The sequence below is a fragment of the Paractinoplanes atraurantiacus genome, from assembly GCF_900215205.1.
Lineage (GTDB): Bacteria > Actinomycetota > Actinomycetes > Mycobacteriales > Micromonosporaceae > Actinoplanes > Actinoplanes atraurantiacus.
Genome location: NZ_OBDY01000001.1, coordinates 1,307,649 through 1,323,996, shown reverse-complemented (window position 1 = coordinate 1,323,996; position 16,348 = coordinate 1,307,649). Strand labels below are relative to the sequence as shown.

Annotated in this window: 15 protein-coding genes; 5 read left to right on the top strand and 10 right to left on the bottom strand. The window is 71.6% G+C overall.

All coding sequences use genetic code 11. From position 1 onward, the window contains the following. Nucleotides 1-434: 434 nt before the first annotated feature. Both recA and CRP55_RS06330 read right to left on the bottom strand, forming a co-directional pair. Nucleotides 435-1,481 carry a recombinase RecA gene (recA, locus tag CRP55_RS06335; RefSeq protein ID WP_097318782.1) on the bottom strand — a complete coding sequence of 349 codons (1,047 nt, stop codon included), beginning with the start codon at nt 1,479-1,481 and terminating at the stop codon, nt 435-437. Between the two features lie 199 nt (nt 1,482-1,680). Continuing rightward, a complete protein-coding gene (locus CRP55_RS06330; protein ID WP_097318579.1) occupies nt 1,681-1,881 on the bottom strand; it encodes a DUF3046 domain-containing protein in 201 nt (66 codons plus the stop codon). Nucleotides 1,882-1,923: 42 nt separating this feature from the next. Here CRP55_RS06330 and CRP55_RS06325 point away from each other — a divergent pair, with 42 nt between their 5' ends. Then, the gene (locus CRP55_RS06325; protein ID WP_097318578.1) at nt 1,924-2,586 is read left to right on the top strand and encodes a UdgX family uracil-DNA binding protein; all 663 of its coding nucleotides are present in this window, start codon (nt 1,924-1,926) and stop codon (nt 2,584-2,586) included. Here CRP55_RS06325 and CRP55_RS06320 read toward each other — a convergent pair. Next, on the bottom strand, nt 2,583-3,329 hold the full coding sequence (locus CRP55_RS06320; RefSeq protein WP_097318577.1) for a TetR/AcrR family transcriptional regulator: 747 nt from the start codon (nt 3,327-3,329) through the stop codon (nt 2,583-2,585). The genes CRP55_RS06325 and CRP55_RS06320 overlap by 4 nt on opposite strands. Nucleotides 3,330-3,404: 75 nt before the next feature. Here CRP55_RS06320 and CRP55_RS06315 point away from each other — a divergent pair, with 75 nt between their 5' ends. Together CRP55_RS06315 and CRP55_RS06310 are read left to right on the top strand one after the other, a co-directional pair. Continuing rightward, on the top strand, nt 3,405-4,337 hold the full coding sequence (locus CRP55_RS06315; RefSeq protein ID WP_097318576.1) for an ATP-binding cassette domain-containing protein: 933 nt from the start codon (nt 3,405-3,407) through the stop codon (nt 4,335-4,337). Nucleotides 4,338-4,360: 23 nt separating this feature from the next. Continuing rightward, a complete protein-coding gene (locus tag CRP55_RS06310) occupies nt 4,361-5,113 on the top strand; it encodes an ABC transporter permease (protein ID WP_245922804.1) in 753 nt (250 codons plus the stop codon). Here CRP55_RS06310 and CRP55_RS06305 read toward each other — a convergent pair whose 3' ends face one another. Further along, a complete protein-coding gene (locus tag CRP55_RS06305; RefSeq protein WP_097318574.1) occupies nt 5,114-6,442 on the bottom strand; it encodes an aminotransferase class I/II-fold pyridoxal phosphate-dependent enzyme in 1,329 nt (442 codons plus the stop codon). 54 nt (nt 6,443-6,496) lie between these two features. On the opposite strand from CRP55_RS06305, the gene CRP55_RS06300 reads away from it, so the two are divergent. Continuing rightward, nucleotides 6,497-7,735 (top strand): bifunctional pyridoxamine 5'-phosphate oxidase family protein/GNAT family N-acetyltransferase, encoded by a 1,239-nt coding sequence (locus tag CRP55_RS06300; protein WP_097318781.1) that lies wholly within the window; start codon nt 6,497-6,499, stop codon nt 7,733-7,735. A gap of 1 nt (nt 7,736) precedes the next feature. Next, the gene (gene leuE / locus CRP55_RS06295) at nt 7,737-8,378 is read left to right on the top strand and encodes a leucine efflux protein LeuE (protein WP_097318573.1); all 642 of its coding nucleotides are present in this window, start codon (nt 7,737-7,739) and stop codon (nt 8,376-8,378) included. Nucleotides 8,379-8,471: 93 nt separating this feature from the next. Here leuE and CRP55_RS06290 read toward each other — a convergent pair whose 3' ends face one another. The 6 genes from CRP55_RS06290 to CRP55_RS06265 form a co-directional block, all read right to left on the bottom strand. After that, nucleotides 8,472-9,488, bottom strand: coding sequence for a sporulation protein (locus tag CRP55_RS06290; protein WP_097318572.1), 1,017 nt, complete (start codon nt 9,486-9,488; stop codon nt 8,472-8,474). 59 nt (nt 9,489-9,547) lie between these two features. Further along, nucleotides 9,548-10,591, bottom strand: coding sequence for a hemolysin family protein (locus CRP55_RS06285; RefSeq protein WP_101536167.1), 1,044 nt, complete (start codon nt 10,589-10,591; stop codon nt 9,548-9,550). After that, nucleotides 10,588-11,880: a hemolysin family protein gene (locus tag CRP55_RS06280; RefSeq protein WP_097318571.1), complete on the bottom strand. Its 1,293-nt coding sequence runs from the start codon at nt 11,878-11,880 to the stop codon at nt 10,588-10,590. Before CRP55_RS06280 ends, CRP55_RS06285 begins: the two co-directional genes overlap by 4 nt. 116 nt (nt 11,881-11,996) lie before the next feature. After that, nucleotides 11,997-13,682, bottom strand: coding sequence for a serine/threonine-protein kinase (locus CRP55_RS06275; RefSeq protein WP_097318570.1), 1,686 nt, complete (start codon nt 13,680-13,682; stop codon nt 11,997-11,999). A 63-nt stretch (nt 13,683-13,745) separates the two neighbouring features. After that, nucleotides 13,746-14,420 (bottom strand): class F sortase, encoded by a 675-nt coding sequence (locus tag CRP55_RS06270; protein ID WP_097318569.1) that lies wholly within the window; start codon nt 14,418-14,420, stop codon nt 13,746-13,748. A gap of 1,089 nt (nt 14,421-15,509) precedes the next feature. After that, a complete protein-coding gene (locus tag CRP55_RS06265) occupies nt 15,510-16,340 on the bottom strand; it encodes a DUF4397 domain-containing protein (RefSeq protein ID WP_245922803.1) in 831 nt (276 codons plus the stop codon). Nucleotides 16,341-16,348 lie beyond the last annotated feature (8 nt).

Sequence of the window (16,348 nt, the reverse complement as noted above, 5' to 3'; positions counted from 1 at the left end):
ACTGCCGAAACCGCCACCACCTGAGCCCGGCCGGCTGGAACGGGACCGGCTGGAGCCGCTGCTGCCGAAGCTGCCCCCGCCGGAGGCGGAACGGCCCGGGCCGGGGTCGTCAGGGTCGTCCGGCCAGAAGCCGGCCTGATCGGCGTCGTCCGGAGTGGACTCGGCTCGGGCAGGGCTGTCCGAGGAAGTCAGGCCCACGCCGAAAGGGTCGGAATGGGACCACGGGAGGCCCTGGCGGGCGGGGCGGGAGGTTCCGCCCGGCGAGTCGCCTCGGTGACGGGGCGGGACGTTGCCGCGTTCCGTTTCGTCGCCGGGGGAATCGCCGGGCGGATGCTCATCGGAAGGGCGGGGCGGCCGGGGCGGGATGGCATCCCATCCGCGCCCGGCTCGCGCGCCGCGTCGTCCGGCCATGTGGTGGACCTGCCTCGATCAGATCAGAAGTCGACCGGCGGGAGCTCCGGGCCGCCGGCGGCGTCGCCGGTGGTCTGGCCCACGCCGAGCTTCTCCAGGATCTTCTTCTCGATCTCGGCGGCGACGTCGGGGTTCTCCTTGAGGAACTCCCGCGCCTTCTCCTTGCCCTGGCCGAGCTGGTCGCCGTCGTACGTGTACCAGGCGCCGGACTTGCGGATGATGCTCTGCTCGACGCCGACGTCGATCAGCGAACCCTCACGCGAGATGCCCTTGCCGTACATGATGTCGAACTCGGCCTGCTTGAACGGCGCGGCCACCTTGTTCTTCACGACCTTGACGCGGGTGCGGTTGCCCACGACGTCGGTGCCGTCCTTCAGGCTCTCGATGCGGCGCACGTCGAGGCGGACCGAGGCGTAGAACTTCAGCGCGCGGCCACCGGTCGTGGTCTCGGGCGAGCCGAACATGACGCCGATCTTCTCGCGGAGCTGGTTGATGAAGATCGCGGTCGTGCCGGAGTTGTTGAGGATACCGGTGATCTTGCGCAGGGCCTGGCTCATGAGCCGGGCCTGGAGGCCGACGTGGCTGTCGCCCATCTCGCCCTCGATCTCGGCGCGCGGCACCAGGGCCGCCACCGAGTCGATGACGATGATGTCGAGCGCGCCGGAGCGGATCAGCATGTCGGCGATCTCGAGCGCCTGCTCACCCGTGTCGGGCTGGGAGACGAGCAGGGCGTCGGTGTCGACACCGAGCGCCTTCGCGTACTCCGGGTCGAGGGCGTGCTCGGCGTCGATGAACGCCGCGATGCCGCCGTTGCGCTGCGCGTTGGCCACCGCGTGCAGGGCGACCGTCGTCTTACCGGAGGACTCCGGCCCGTACACCTCGATGACCCGGCCCCGCGGCAGACCGCCGACGCCGAGGGCCACGTCGAGGGCGATGGACCCGGTGGGGATGATGGCGGTCTCCACGACCGGCCGCTCCCCGAGCCGCATCACCGAGCCCTTGCCGAACTGCTTGTCAATCTGTGCCAATGCCAGATCGAGCGCTTTGTCCCGGTCAGGTCCGTTCCCCATGTCCGCCACCCCTGTACTCGATTTCGCAGGCGTCTTCGCCGATGAGCTTCTGTTCACCACGCGCACCAAGGTAGGGGGTGGGTATGACAAAAATCCGCTGCCCTGCCTCCGGCTGTGGATAACCAAGCCGTTGTGGACAATAGCCGAACACGTGTACGACTATCGAGTGACACGCCAGAACGGGTGTACGAATACAGCGTTATCGCAGGCGGGAGGGCACCCGATCGGGGTACTCGGCCACCACTGCTCGCCAGATGGTAGCCGTGTCGACACCCTCCGCTATCGCCCGATCGATGGTTCGGTCACCCAAGGCCGCAAAAGAGTGATCTGCCGCAATGCTGCGCGCATAGGCGCCACCGAACGACTCACCGAGCCGCTCCCAGAAATCCGTCAACCGCACCCCACGAGGGTACTCAGACCTGATGGGGGTAAAAACGTCTCCATGTCTAGGACCGAAGCTCCGGTCGGCGCGCAGGAGTGGGTGCCGCCCCAGCCATGGAGCATCGACAAGCTCAAGTCCGCCGCGGCCGGCTGTCAGGGCTGTGAGCTGCACGCGGACGCCACCCAGACCGTCTTCGGGCGGGGCGCGCCGAACGCCCGGGTGGTGCTCGTCGGCGAGCAGCCCGGCGACGTCGAGGACCAGAAGGGCCTGCCCTTCGTGGGGCCGGCCGGGCGGCTGCTGCGCGAGGCGGTCGACGACTCCGGCCTGGACGCGGGTGACGTCTACATCACCAACGCGGTGAAGCACTTCCGCTTCGAGATGCGCGGCAAGCGGCGCATCCACCAGAACCCGGGCCCCGCGCACATCACCGCCTGCCGCCCCTGGCTGGTCGCCGAGTTCTCGCTGCTCCAGCCCGAGCTCGTGGTGATCCTCGGCGCCACCGCGGGCAAGGCGCTGCTGGGCCCGTCGTTCCGGGTCACCCAGCAGCGCGGCAAGCTGATGCCGTGGCCGGCCTCGGCCCAGCATCCCGGCGACTTCCCGGTGGCCGAGATCCAGGCTCTCGCGACGTTCCATCCGTCGGCTGTCCTGCGTGCGGATGATCGCGAGACGGCGTACAAAACCCTTGTCGATGATTTGAAGATCGCGGCCGGAGCCTTGGGCTAGCGGTTCAGGAGGACCTCGATCCCGTCCAGGATGCGGTCGAGGCCGAAGGAGAAGGATCGGGACGGGTCGCCGACCGCGTTGTACTCCTGGCCGGCGGCCGTGCCGACGCGGGCGGAGATCGGGTACGCGCCCGGCGTCATGACGCGCTCGAGGATCGGCGCGTTGATCTCCCACCACTCCAGATCAGACATTCCGGACTGCTCGGCCGTGCGGCTGGCGGCGATCGAGGCCCGCGCCGCGGCCGCCGTGAAGCCGCCCACCAGGGTGATCACCTGATCCATCTCGAGATCGGTGAAACCGGCGCCCTCGATGGCGGCCAGCTGCCACTCCCAGCGCTCGGAGCCGTTCGGGCCGATCCACGGGCGGCTCTCCTCCACCTGCAGCAGCCACGGATGGCGGTGGAACTCGTCCCACATCTGCCGCGCCACCCCGGTGAGCCGTTCCCGCAGGTCGCCGGCGTGCGGCGGCAGTTCCTGCTCCCCCATGACCTCGTCGACCATGAGACCGATCAGCTCGGAGCGGCCCGGGACGTACGTGTAGATCGACATCAGTTTGAGCCCGAGCCGGTCGGCCACCTTGCGCATCGAGAACGCGGGCAGGCCCTCCTCGTCGGCCACCTCGATCGCCGCGCGCACCACCTCATCGACGCTCACTCGCTGTTTCGGGCCGCGTGAGCCCTGCGGCGTGCCCAGGGTGCGCCGCCACAGCAGGCCGAGCGTGCGGTCGACGTTCTGACTTTCCATGTGCGGAGGTTACCCCGTGGGGTGTACGGTGTAGCGCGCACCAATTTCCGTAAGGCATACGGAGTTAGGAGCCACGTGAACTCACTCACGGCTGACGGACTACAGAAGACGTACGGAAAGACCCGCGCCCTCGACGGTTTCGACCTGGCCGTGCCCTCGGGCGTGATCCACGGCCTGCTGGGACCGAACGGCGCGGGCAAAACCACTGCGGTCAAGGCGCTGGCCACTCTGATCGATGTCGACGCGGGTGCGGCGACAGTCGCAGGATTTGATGTACGGGGTCAGGCGCCGCAGGTCAGGCGCAGGATCGGCCTCATCGGGCAACACGCGGCGGTCGACGAGATCCTGGGCGGGCGGCAGAACCTGGTGATGTTCGGACGGCTCTTCGGTCTCTCCACGAGCGACGCCCGGAAGCGGGCCGAGGAGCTGCTGGCCGTCTTCGGGCTGACCGAGGCGGCCGAGCGGGCGGTCTCCACCTACAGCGGCGGGATGCGCCGCCGGCTCGACATCGCGGCCGGGCTGGTCATGACGCCGGCGGTGCTCTTCCTCGACGAGCCGACCACCGGCCTCGACCCCCGCGCCCGCAACGAGGTGTGGCAGAGCGTGCGGGAGATCGCCGCCCGCGGCACCACCGTGCTGCTGACCACGCAATATCTGGACGAGGCGGACCAGCTCGCCGCGCGGATCTCCGTGATGAACCACGGGCGGGTGATCGCCGAGGGCACGCCGGACGAGCTGAAACGCCAGGTCGGCGGCGACCGGGTCACCGTCACGCTGCCCCTGCGAACACCCCTGGACCACGTCGCCGAACGGCTCTCCCGGGCGGTCGGCGCGCCCGCGGTGGCCGACGACGACGCGCACAGCCTCACCTTCGAGATCGGCCTGGGCGCGCTGGCCGACGTCGTCCGCGGTCTGGACGAGCTGCGGATCGAGCCCGAGGACCTGGTGCTGCGGCGGCCGACCCTGGACGAAGCCTTCCTGGCCCTCACCGCGGGGGCGTCGCGATGATGACCCTGCGCGCGGGATGGATCATGACGCAGCGGGAGCTGGCCCACTGGGCGCGCCAGCCCTGGACGCCGATCTTCGGCCTGCTCTTCTCGATCATGCTGCTGCTCGTCTTCGGTTTCCTCTTCGGTGGGGCGATCACCGTGCCGGGCGGCGGCGATTACATCACCTTCCTCCTGCCGGGCATGCTCGCGCTGAGCATGATGTTCGGGGTCGAGAGCACGGCCACGGCGATGGCCAACGACGCCCGCAAGGGCATCACCGACCGATTCCGCTCGATGCCGATCGGCAGCTCGTCGGTGGCGCTGGGCCGGGTCGGGGCCGACATGGCCAACTCGGCGGTCGAGCTTTTCGTGCTGATCCTCGGCGGGCTGCTGATCGGCTGGCGGATCAGCTCGGACCCGCCGTCGGTGGCGCTGGCCGTGGTGCTCCTGCTCTGGCTGCGCTTCGCGATGCTCTGGATCGGGATCTTCGTGGGGCTCTCCTTCCGCGGCGACGGGGCCACCATGGCCGTACAGGTGCTGGTCTGGCCCATCGGTTTCCTCTCCACGGCGATCGTCTCGGCCGAGACGATGCCGGGCTGGCTGGGCGCGATCGCCGCGTGGAACCCGCTGTCGGCCACCGCCTCGGCGGCACGCGAGCTTTTCGGCAACCCGACCGGGATCACGTCGGGCCCGCTGGCCGACGGCGCGGTCTGGCTGGCCCTGGCCTGGCCGCTGGTGCTCACGGCGGTCTTCCTTCCCCTGTCGGCCCGGGCCTACCGCCGCCTGCGGGCCTGATCATCGGGCCGGGGCGGTCAGGCCGGAGGGCAGGACGGCCGCGGCCACGGCATCGGCCACCGCCGGGATCTCCTCCTCGTCCAAGGGGCCGATCGAGATGCGGATGCCGTACGGCGTCGATGTGCGGAACAGGGAGCCGGGTGCCACCGCCCACCCGGCGTCCCGCAGCAGACCGACCGCGCGGGTCTCGTCGGGAACGGGAACCCAGACGTTGATGCCGGTCTCGCCCTCGGCCTCGACGCCACGGGCCCGGAGCTCGTCGCGCAGCAGGCGCCGCCGCCGGCCGTACGCGCCGGCGGCGTGCGCCACCAGCTCGGTGACCTCGGGGTCCTGCCACAGACGCAGAAGAGTGCGCTGGAGGATGGTCGACACCCAGCCGGAGCCGATGCGCATGCGGCCGACCACCCGCGCGATCGTCGTCTCGTCGCCGGCCAGCACATTGACGCGCAGATCGGGGCCGAACGGCTTGGACGCCGAGCGGGTGAAGGCCCAGGCGCCGGTGACCGGGCCGATGCAATGCGGGGGCACCTCGGCCAGCTCGGCGGCGTGATCGTCCTCGATGACCAGGAACCCCGGGTATGCCGCGAACAGCGACCGCAACTGCTCGGCCCGTGTGGCGCTGACGGCGGCCCCGGTGGGGTTCTGCGCGCGCACCGTGACGACGGCGGCGCGGGCGCCCGCGTGCAGGGCCGAGGCGACCGAGGCCGGCTCGGGACCCTCACGGTCGAGCGTGAACGGCACCGGGCGCAGGCCCATGGCGGCGAGCAGGTCGAGCAGATTGGACCAGCCGGGGTCCTCGACGGCCACGGCGTCGCCCGGGCGCAGATGGACCGTGAGCAGGCGCTCGATCGCGTCGAGCGTGCCCGAGGTGAGGGTGATGTGCGCGTCGCCGACCGGGATGTCGTCGGCCAGCAGACGGGGACGGGCGGCCTCGATCAGCTCGGGCATGGCGGCCGCCGAGGCGTACCCCTGTGGTGGGTCTTGGAAGACCGGGCCCAGAGGGGGCAGCAGGCGCAGATCGGGCTCGCCGGCCGAGAGATCGCGCACACCCTCGGGAACCGGAAGACGCAGATCGGAGCGTGGGCCGGCCACGGCCGGACGGGGGCGCACGCGCGTGCCCCGGCGGCCGTCGGCCTCGACGACGCCGCGCTGCCGGAGGTCTTGATAGGCCTTGGACACCGTGGCCGGGCTGACATGCAGATAGTCGGCCAGGACACGGATCGGCGGGAGGGCGGCGCCCCAGACGTAGTCGCCTTTCAGCACGCCCGACTCGATGCTGGCCGAAATCGAGGCGGCGCTGTCGCCGGTCACCTGATACTGTGCTGCCACACGACAGAGTTTGTACTAGCACAGCTTGATCCGCAAGTGACCGAGGAGGCCTCGATGTCCGACCTCTATCCCCAGACGGCCCGCACGACGGCCACCCGCTACCGCGAGCGCACCCACTACGACCGCGCCCTGGCCCACGCCATTCTCGACGAGGCGTATGACTGTTCCGTCGCGTTCGTCGTGGACGGCTCACCCCGGGTGCTGCCCACGCTGCACGTCCGCGTGGGCGAGACGCTCTATCTGCACGGCTCCTCCGGCGGGCGTTTCGGCCTGTCGGCCCGGGGCTCCGATGTGGAGGTCTGCGTGAGCGTCACGCTTCTCGACGGCTTGGTGTATGCGCGTTCGCAGTTCCACCACAGCGCCAACTACCGCTCCGTGGTCGCCATGGGCGCGGCCCGGCTGGTCACCGACCCGGCCGAGAAACTGGCCGCGATGACCGCCCTGGTGGAAAAGGTGGGTGCCGGCCGCGCGGGCGACACCCGGCCGCCGACCAAGCAGGAGCTGGCGCAGACCAGCGTGCTCGCGCTGCCGCTGGAGGAGGTGTCGGCCCGCGCCCGCAGCGGCGGGGTGAACGACGCCGAGGAGGACATGCCGCTGCCGCACTGGGCCGGTGTGGTGCCGGTGCGGCGCGAGTTCGGGCCGGCCGAGACCGACACCGGGGTGACCGCCGGCCTGCCCGCCTACCTTCCCGGCGCGGAGCTGCCGTGGGCCTCCGCCGTCCCGCTCGAGGGCCGGCACGTGCGGCTCGAGCCGCTGACGCCGGGCCACGCCGAGGGCCTGGTCGAGGCGCTCGGCGACGACGAGTTGTGGCAGCACTTCCTGGTGCGCCGCCCGCGGACCGTCGAGGAGATGACCGACTATCTCGCCGTTCTCCAGCGCCATCGGTGGAGCGGCTCCCAGGTGTGCTGGGCCCAGGTCGAGCCGGCCACCGGCCGGGTGATCGGCATGACGAGCTACCACGACATCGACCCGGCGCGGCGGTCGCTCGCGATCGGGCACACCATCATCGGCAAGCAGTGGTGGCGCACCGGAGTGAACACCGAAGCCAAGCTGCTGCTGCTCGAGCACGCCTTCGACAAGCTCGGCGCCGAGCGCGTGTTCTGGTACACCGACAATCGCAACGAGCGGTCACAGCAGGCGATCGCGCGGCTCGGTGCGGTTCGCGAGGGGGCGCTGCGGCGTCACCGGCAGCGGCCGGACGGGTCGTGGCGCGACACGGTGGTGTTCGGCATGACCCCGGGCGAGTGGCCGGCCGCGGCGGAGCGGCTCCGGGCCCGGTTGGCGGCGGCCTGACATGCTCGGCGTGACCGATTTCTGGACGTACGTGGTGGGCACGGTGGCGATCATCCTGCTGCCGGGGCCCAACTCGATCTTCGTGCTGTCGACGGCGGCGCGGCGCGGGGTCCGCGCGGGCTATCAGGCGGCGGCCGGGGTGTTCCTCGGCGACGCGGTCCTGATGACGCTGTCCGCGGCGGGCGCGGCCTCGCTGCTGCGGGCTTATCCGCCGCTCTTCATGGTCATCAAGTACGCGGGAGCGGCCTACCTGTTCTGGGTGGGGCTCGGAATCGTCCGCGGGGGCATCCGGCGGTGGCGCGGGAAGTCCTCGGCGGCGCCCTCGGTGATCGAGGAGGTCCGGCATCCGTTCCGGCAGGCGGCCGTGATCAGCCTGCTCAACCCGAAGGCGATCCTGTTCTTCGTCTCGTTCTTCATCCAGTTCGTGGAGCCCGGATACGCGCATCCGGTGCTGCCGTTCCTGGTGCTGGGCGCGGTGGTGCAGTTGTGCAGCGGGCTCTACCTGACGGCGCTGATCTTCGGGGGCAAGTTCCTGGCCGGCCAGTTCCAGCGCCGGCGCCGCCTGGCCGCCGGGGCCGCGGGCGGGGTGGGCGCGCTGTTCGTCGGTTTCGGCATCAAGCTGGCCACCGCCAGCGTGGGTTAGCCGGTCCGAGAGCGCGCGGGCCGGGTAGCGCGCGGACCGGGTGCCGCGCGGGGTGCGGTGGCGCCCCGCGGGGGCGGGGCGCCGTCGCTCGGGTCACTCGTCGCCGAAGTCGCCCTCGTCGTCGCCGCCGAAGGCGTCGTCCATGACCTCGCCGAGGATCATGCCGCCCACGACGCCGCCGGCCACGCCCGCGGCCACGCCGCCCATGCCCATGCCGCCGCGGTGGCGGGTGTGGCCGTGGTAGCCGTGGCCGCCGTGCGCCGGGTAGCCGCCGTGGCCGCCGAAACCGCCTCCGTGGCCGCCGCCGAAACCGGGGGCGCCGAAGCCGCCGGCGCTGCGCAAGCCCTGGTAGCGGCCCGCGGCCTGGCTCACCCAGCCCTCGACGACCGCGTTCCAGTCGGTCGTGTCGGCCTCAGCGTGCGAGACGCGGAAGCGGCCGTACGCGTCGTGGCCGGGCTGGAGGAAGCCGCCGCGCTTGTCGAACTCGAGAACCACCTCGACGCCCTGCGGGTCGGCGATGAAGGTCACCTCGACCTCGTTGATGCCGCCCGCGTACTGCGGCGGCGGGTAGAACTCGATCTCCTGGTAGAACGGCAGGGTCTGGCGCACGCCGTAGATGCCGCCGTGCTCCAGGTCCGCGCTCTTGAACCGGAAACCGAGCCGCGCGAACGCGTCCAGGATCCGCTCCTGCGCCGGCAGCGGGTGCACCGCCACCTGGTCCAGGTCGCCCTTGTCGACCGCCTTCGCCACCGCCAGCTCGGTGCGCAGGCCCATCGTCATGCCGTGCAGGCGCTGACCGTAGACGTCGGTGATCGGGGTCTCCCACGGCACCGGGAACGAGAACGGCAGCGACCGGTTCTCGCCCTTGCGGAGCTGGAACGCCCCGGCCACCGGCAGGCGGTGGAACTCGACGAAACCGTCACCGTGCTCCGACTCGACCCGGGTGACCAGGCCCAGCACGACGCCGTCGATCGACACGTCGTGGTCGCCGCCGGTGATGTTGACCTGGCCGTCCAGCGTCAGGCCGGGACGGGTGTTCGGGTTCGCCAGCACGGTGTCGACGGACGGGCCGCCCACGCCGAAGGCGCGCATCATCTTCTTGAAAACCACCGGATCATTCCTCCTCGAACAAGGCGGTGCGTTCAACTCAACAGACAGGGGTGGCGGATCTAGGTGGCCGACGAGACCGCGGCCGGGGTGTCCGTCTCGTCGTCAAAACGGCCGATCACCTGCTCCAGCAGGTCTTCCAAGGCCACGAAGCCGACCTGCTCGGGACCTGAGCAGACGATCGCCAGCTGGGCGCGGCCCGCTCGCAGCGCCGCCACCGCCTCCACCACGCTCACCTCGGCGCCGACCGTGAAGGCCGGCTCCATCAGGTCACGGGCCGGCGCCTCCCGGCCGGCCGCGGTCGCCCGGACCGCCTCGCGGACGTGGACCACGCCGATCACGTCGCCGTCGTCGCCGGTCACCGCTATCCGCGACCGGCCGCTGCTCAGCGAGGCCAGCTCGACCTCGGCCGCCCCGGCCGTGGCCGGGATGGTGACCAGCTGCGACGTCGGCAGCAGGACCTCGCGCACCTTCAGCGAGCCGAGACCGAGCACGCTGGTCAGCAGCTCGCTCTGCTCGGCCTCGATGAGGCCCTCGGCGCGGGACCGGTCGAGCAGGATGCGCATCTCGGCCGGGCCGTGCGCCTGGGCCAGCTGGTCCTGCGGATGCACGCCGAACGGCTTCAGCGCCGCGTTGGCCAGGGCGTTCAGCACCCGCAGGGCCGGGCGCACCAGCGTGACGAAGCCGCGGAACGGCAGCGCCAGCAGGGTGGCCGACCGCTCCGGGTCGGTGATCGCCCACGATTTCGGCATCATCTCGCCGATGACCAGGTGCAGGAAGGTCACCACGATCAGCGCGATCAGGAACGCGATGACGTGGCTCGCCACCTCGGGCAGGCCCACCGAGTGCAGGGCCGGTCCGAGCAGATGCTCGATCGACGGCTCGGCCAGCGCACCCAGGCCCAGCGAGCACAGGGTGATGCCGAGCTGGGCGCCGGCCAGCATCATCGACAACTCGCGGGTGCCGTCCAGCGCCGAGCGCGCGGCCCGGCTGCCCGCGGCGGCCGCCTGCTCGAGGCGGTGGCGTTTGCTCGCCACCAGGGCGAACTCGGCCGCCACGAAGAAGGCGTTGCCGGCCAGCAACAGGACGATCCAGAGCGCGTTCATCGGCTGATCCGTACGGTCTGCGGGACGTGGCGGTCGACGCTGACGACGCGTACGGAAAGGGAACCGTCGTCGAGAGTGACCGAATCGCCTGCCTGGACCACCCGCCCGAGCCGGGCCATGACCAGGCCCGACACGGTCTCGTAGTCGTCGCCGGCGGGCAGGTCGACGCCGGTCGCGTCGGTGATCTCGTCGATCCGCCAGCGGGCCGGCACCAGCCACGACCCGTCGGGCTCGCGGACCGGCTCGGGCTCGGCCTCGTCGTCCTCGTCGCGGATCTGGCCGACCAGCTCCTCGGCGATGTCCTCGAGCGTGATGATGCCCGCGAAGCCGCCGAACTCGTCGACGACGCAGGCGAGCTGGCGGTGCGCGGACCGCAGCCGCTCCAGCACGGCCGGCAGCCGCAGCGACGACGGCACCAGGATCGGCGCCGACATCACCTCGGAGACGGCGACCTTGTCCCGGTCGGCGGGCGCGATGGCCAGGATGTCGGAGATGCCGACCACGCCGGCGATCTCGTCGAGGACGGCGCCGCGCACCGGAAAGCGCGAGCGGTGGGTGTCGAGCAGCGCCACCACGTCGGCCGCGGTGGCGGTCTGGGCCACGGTGTGCACGTCGACGCGGGGCACCATGGCCTCGGCCGCCGTCCGGCCGCGGAAGTCGAGACCGCGGTCGAGCAGCGTGGACATCTCGGCGTCGAGGCCGCCGTTGGCCCGCGACTCGGCGATGATCTGCTCGAGGTCCTCGGAGGTGGCGCCCTCGGGCAGCTCCTCGATCGGCTCGATGCCGATGCGGCGCAGCAGGCGCCCGGCGGTCTTGTCGAACAGCTTGATCACCGGGCCGAAGACGGTCAGGTACATCAGCGTCGAACGGCTGAGCGCCTTCGCCAGCGCCTCGGCGCGGGCGATGGCCAGGTTCTTGGGGGCGAGCTCGCCGAGCACCATCTGCACGATGGTGGCGATGAGCAGGGCGAACGCCACCGACAGCGGCATGCTCACCGCAGTCGGCACGCCGGCCACGCCGAGCAGGTCGGCGAAACCCTCACCGAGGTACGGCTCGGCGACGTAACCGACGAGCAGCGCGGTGACGGTGATCCCGAGCTGGGCGCCGGAGAGCACGAAGGAGAGGCGTTCGGTGACCTTGAGCGCGCGGGCGGCGGCCTGATCGCCCTGCGCGGCGTCGTGGCGCAGTCGTCCGCGGTCCGCGGCGACATAGCCGAATTCCTGCGCGACGAAATAGCCGGTGACGGCGGTCACCACGATTACCAGGAGAAGGCCGGTAACGATTAACACGGCCGAAGAGGTCCGTACGCGAACGGACGGTCGACGGGGAGCCGGGCCGAGCCCGGCTGACTACTGCCGATCATGGAGAGAGACGGTAGCAAGTCCCGCTGTGTGATCGCTGTGAGCTACGACCCTGCCGGTCGGTCGGCGTAGAACGTGCTCAGGACCATGTTGACCTTGGGCAGATCGGCGGTCCAGTCGAACTCGCGGGTGGCCCAGCTGATCGCGTACGCCTTGCCGTCCGTGGCCAGCCAGCGGGTGCGGACGTGCCGCTGGGCGCCGTCCGCCACGTACGTGTACTCCCAGTCGGCCGCCTTGTTCAACAGCTCCTTCCTCTCGAGGGTGATCTGCTGGTATCCGGGCAGCGCGCCCGAGCGGACCAGGCGCTGGGCCTCGGTGCGGCAGGCCTTGACCGGGTCGCCGGCCGGATCGCGATCGAGGGACAGGGCCATCACGCGGGTGCCGACCGGGTCACGGAAGCAGAAGGTGGTGCCGATCCGCTGATACGTCCAGCCGTCGGGGACCGGCATGTGAAAACCGGAACCGTCCGTGAAATAGGACCATCCGCCCAGCAGGGACCAGCCCTTGACACCCCGGGCGGCGGCACGCTGCGGAGTCACCGGGAGGCCGGACGGAGCGGGAAGGTCGCAAGTCGCCGGCGAGAAACCCGCGGCGACAGTGCGCAAAGGCGACGGCGACGGCGACGTCAGAACGGGAACCGGCACCGCTTTTTCCTCATCACGCTGCACCAGATAGCCGGCCATGATGCCGCCGATGCCGAGCACGGTGACCAGCGCGAGCCCGGCGGCCATCAGGGTGGAGCGGGGCGGCGGCTCGGTCTTCGGCTTGCGCGCGACGATGAGCGGCTCGGCCGGCGGCGGCGGAAGCGCGGCGACGGACGCCCGGGCCGGCGCCATGATCTGATCGATATCGGACCCGACGACGGCCCGGGCCCGGCGCGGCGACGGCACGCCGGCCCGCACCGGGCTCGGCGTCGCCGAGATGATCATCCGGAGCCGGCGCTCCACCTCGGGCGCGCTCAGCCGCTCGCGCGGCTCGTGCCGGAGCAGCCCGGTCAGCACCGGGCCGAGCATGCCGGCCCGCACCGGCGGATCCGGCTCCTCGGTGGCCAGGGCCATCAGGGTGGCCATGGCGTTCTCGCGGGCGTAGGGCGAGCGGCCCTCGACCGCCGTGTAGAGGGTCGCCCCGAGCGACCACAGATCCGACTCCGGCGTCGACGTGCCGTCCCGGGCCCGCTCCGGCGACACGTACTGCGGCGAGCCGACTATCAGGCCGGGCCCGGTCACCGACCCGTCATCCATGAAGGTAGCCAGACCGAAATCGGTCAAGACGACGCGGCCGTCGTGACCGATGAGCACGTTGTGGGGCTTGACGTCGCGGTGCAGCACCCCGGCCCGGTGGGCGGCGGTCAGCGCGTCGAGAACGGCCAGGCCGATGCGGGCGGTGGTGGCCGGCGAATAGGGGCCGTCATCCTGGATGACCTGGTAGAGCGACCGCGACGGCACATATTCCATGACGATCCACGGCAGGCCGTCGGCGTGCACCACGTCGTAGATGCGCACCACATGCGGATGGTTGAGCCGTCCGGCGCTGCGCGCCTCACGAAGCGTACGGTCGCGCAGCCGCACCCGTTCCTCGTCGCTCATCCACTCGGGCGGCACGAACTCCTTGACGGCGACATCACGGTCGAGCATCTCGTCGCGGGCACGCCAGACGCGACCCATGCCACCGGCGCCGACCGGCTCGCCCAGGCGATACCGACCGGCGACGAGCATGCGTTCGACCGCCATCGCGCCCCCTGCCGTCGACCGATCTCCACCATAGACAGGCACCAGCCACCAGCGGAATCACGATCACCCGGCCACCGCGTAGACCACGAGGTTGTCCCGGTAGGACCGCAGCGATCGATCGAAGACCCCGCCGCACGTGATGAGCCTCAACTGCCGGTCCGGCGTCGGTCCATAGACCTCACGGGTCGGAAAATCGGATTTCGGGTACCAACGCGACGAGGTGACGGTGAAGCGCACGATCCGCCCGCCGCGCACCACGTCGATCCGGTCGCCGGCCTTCAGATCACGCAGCCGGTAGAAGACGGCGGGCCCGGCCTTGGAGTCGACATGCCCGGCGATCACGGCCGGCCCGGTGTCGCCGGGCGCGGTGCCATCGGCGTACCACCCGGCCGTGGCGAAGGTCTTGGGCGGTTGCAGGGCGCCGTCCGCCCCGAGGCCCAGCGTCTCGAGCGGCGTGTCGATCCCGATCGCCGCAACCCGCAGCCGGGTGGGTCGCCCGGCAGCGAGAGTGGTGACGGCGCCGAACGGATCCCCCGCCGGCCGAACGGATTCCGCTGCCGGACCGCGTTCGTTCGGGGCGGCCTCCGCGGAATTCGCTGATCCGGGCGCGTCGGCCGGCACCGGCGATCGGCCCTGGTCCGCCTTCGGCGCCCGGTCACTCACGGCGAGATATCCGCCGCCGGCCAGAACCGCGGCCACCGTCGCGGCCAGCGCGGGCAGGGCGAGTCGCGCTTTCATCGACGGAAGATTTTGTACGCGACGAGCAACCACACCAACCGCAAGCCCGGCATCCGATCCACTCGACCCACCCTGCCCGCCGCCGAGCCCGTCACCGGCACCCTCCGCAATGCCCCCACGCCGGCTCACGCCGGCCGGTCCACTGACGGGCCCGGCAGAATCGCCCACGGTCGCCGTCCGCACCCGAGGGGCCGCCACCCGCAGAGGCGGCACCGAAACAGGCGCAACCACCCCACCCCGCAAAGCGACAACAGCCGCCGCCGGCGCGGGAAGACCAGCACCCGGGGCCTGTGCCGCTCGCTCAGCCGCCGCCGGGACAGACAGGCCCGCTCCGGCAGCCTCCGGCGCTCGCTCGACCGCCGCTGGAATGGGCAGGCCAGTTCCCGCGGCCCCCGAATCCCGCCCAGCCGCCGCTTGGGCGGGAAGGTCGACCGGCGCGGAAATGGCGGCGCCCCCGGAAAGTGCAGCCCCAGCAGCCGCCTTGGATCCGGCAAGCCCAGCAGCCGCCTGCGATCCGGCGAGCCCGGCAGCCGCCTCGGACCCGACCAGCCCCATAGCCGCCTCGGACCCGACCGGCGCGGCAGCCGCCTGGGATCGAGCGGGGCCGGCCGGTGTGGGCGGCGGGTCCACCGAGGCTCCCTTCGGGAAGGCTCGGCGGGGGACGGGAGAGGGCTGCTTGGAGAAGGCGGGCTCCAGGCGAGGCTTCAGGTGGGGAACGGAGAGCGCCCCGGGCACTGTGGCGAAAGCGCGGACGACTTCCGGCTTGCCGACCTTCGCGGCTCCCCGGTAGACCGCGTCTTCCGACGGATCGGACGAAGCGGGCGCGCCGCCGGCCGCCCGGGTCAGGTGGTCGGTGGGCTGGGGGTCGCGGCCCGCGGGCGCGGCCGAGTGGGCGGTGGGTAGGGGGTCGCCGCTGGCCGGCGCGGCCGAGTGGGCGGTGGGCTGAGGGTCACGGCCGGCGGGCGCGGCCGAGTGGGCGGTGGGTGTGGTCGAGTGGGCGGTGGGTGTGGTCGAGTGGGTGGTGGGCTGGGGTGGGTGGGCGGCGGTCGGGGGGCCTGTGGACTGCTGGTCGGGGGTCACCTCGTACACCTAAGGAAGCCGGCGGCGGAGGACGGCCGTCAGTGTGCCGATGGCCAAGGCGGCGAAGCCGGCGGCCAGCAGGGCGCCCGGCCATGGGGACCTCGGCGCTGTGCCGCCCTCGCCGGTGGCCACGCCGCCCAGTGGGACCGTGCCCTGGCGCTCGGCGTCGACGTGGAGCTGGGGTTTCAGGCCGCCGCTCTGGTCGTCGAGGACTATCAGTGAATAGACGCTTCCCGCGCCCAGGGTGCACGGCAGCTCGCTCGTTCGGCCGCCGCCGGTCGGCACCACCCGTACGCTCCAACTGCCGGGTTTGACCTCTTTGTAGGCCGTTGTCGTGGCGAACTCGACGCCGTCGGCGATTTTGGTGCCGTTCTTGCCCGCGACGTCGAGGACCGGGGCCTTCACCGAGGCCTGGATGATGCGGACCTTGGATTTGCCGGCGTCGGGGAGCTGGAGATCGTCTTTGATGATGCGCAGGCCCAGGTCGGCGAAGCGGCCCACGCCGGCCACCGTGTAGGCGCCGCCGGAATCAACGCCGACCTCGGTGGTGATCACCGGTTTCTCCGTCGCGGGGGCGCCGGCCTTGCGCATCGCCACCTGGTACGTCCCGGTGGGCAAGCGGAGATATTGCGACATGTCGCCGTACGCCACCGCGCGGAACGTCTGCGGCGCTACCGCTCCGGAGTCCGATTTGAGGTAGACGTCGACCGCCGGCGTGTCCGGCGAGAGGTGGGCCAGGCGCACATAACCGCTGGCCGGGGCGGCTGTGGCGGGGGTGGCGCCGAGCACGGTCGTGGCCAGGACGGCCGCCGCGGCGGCGAGGCGCGCGAGTGGGGACACGGGGCCTC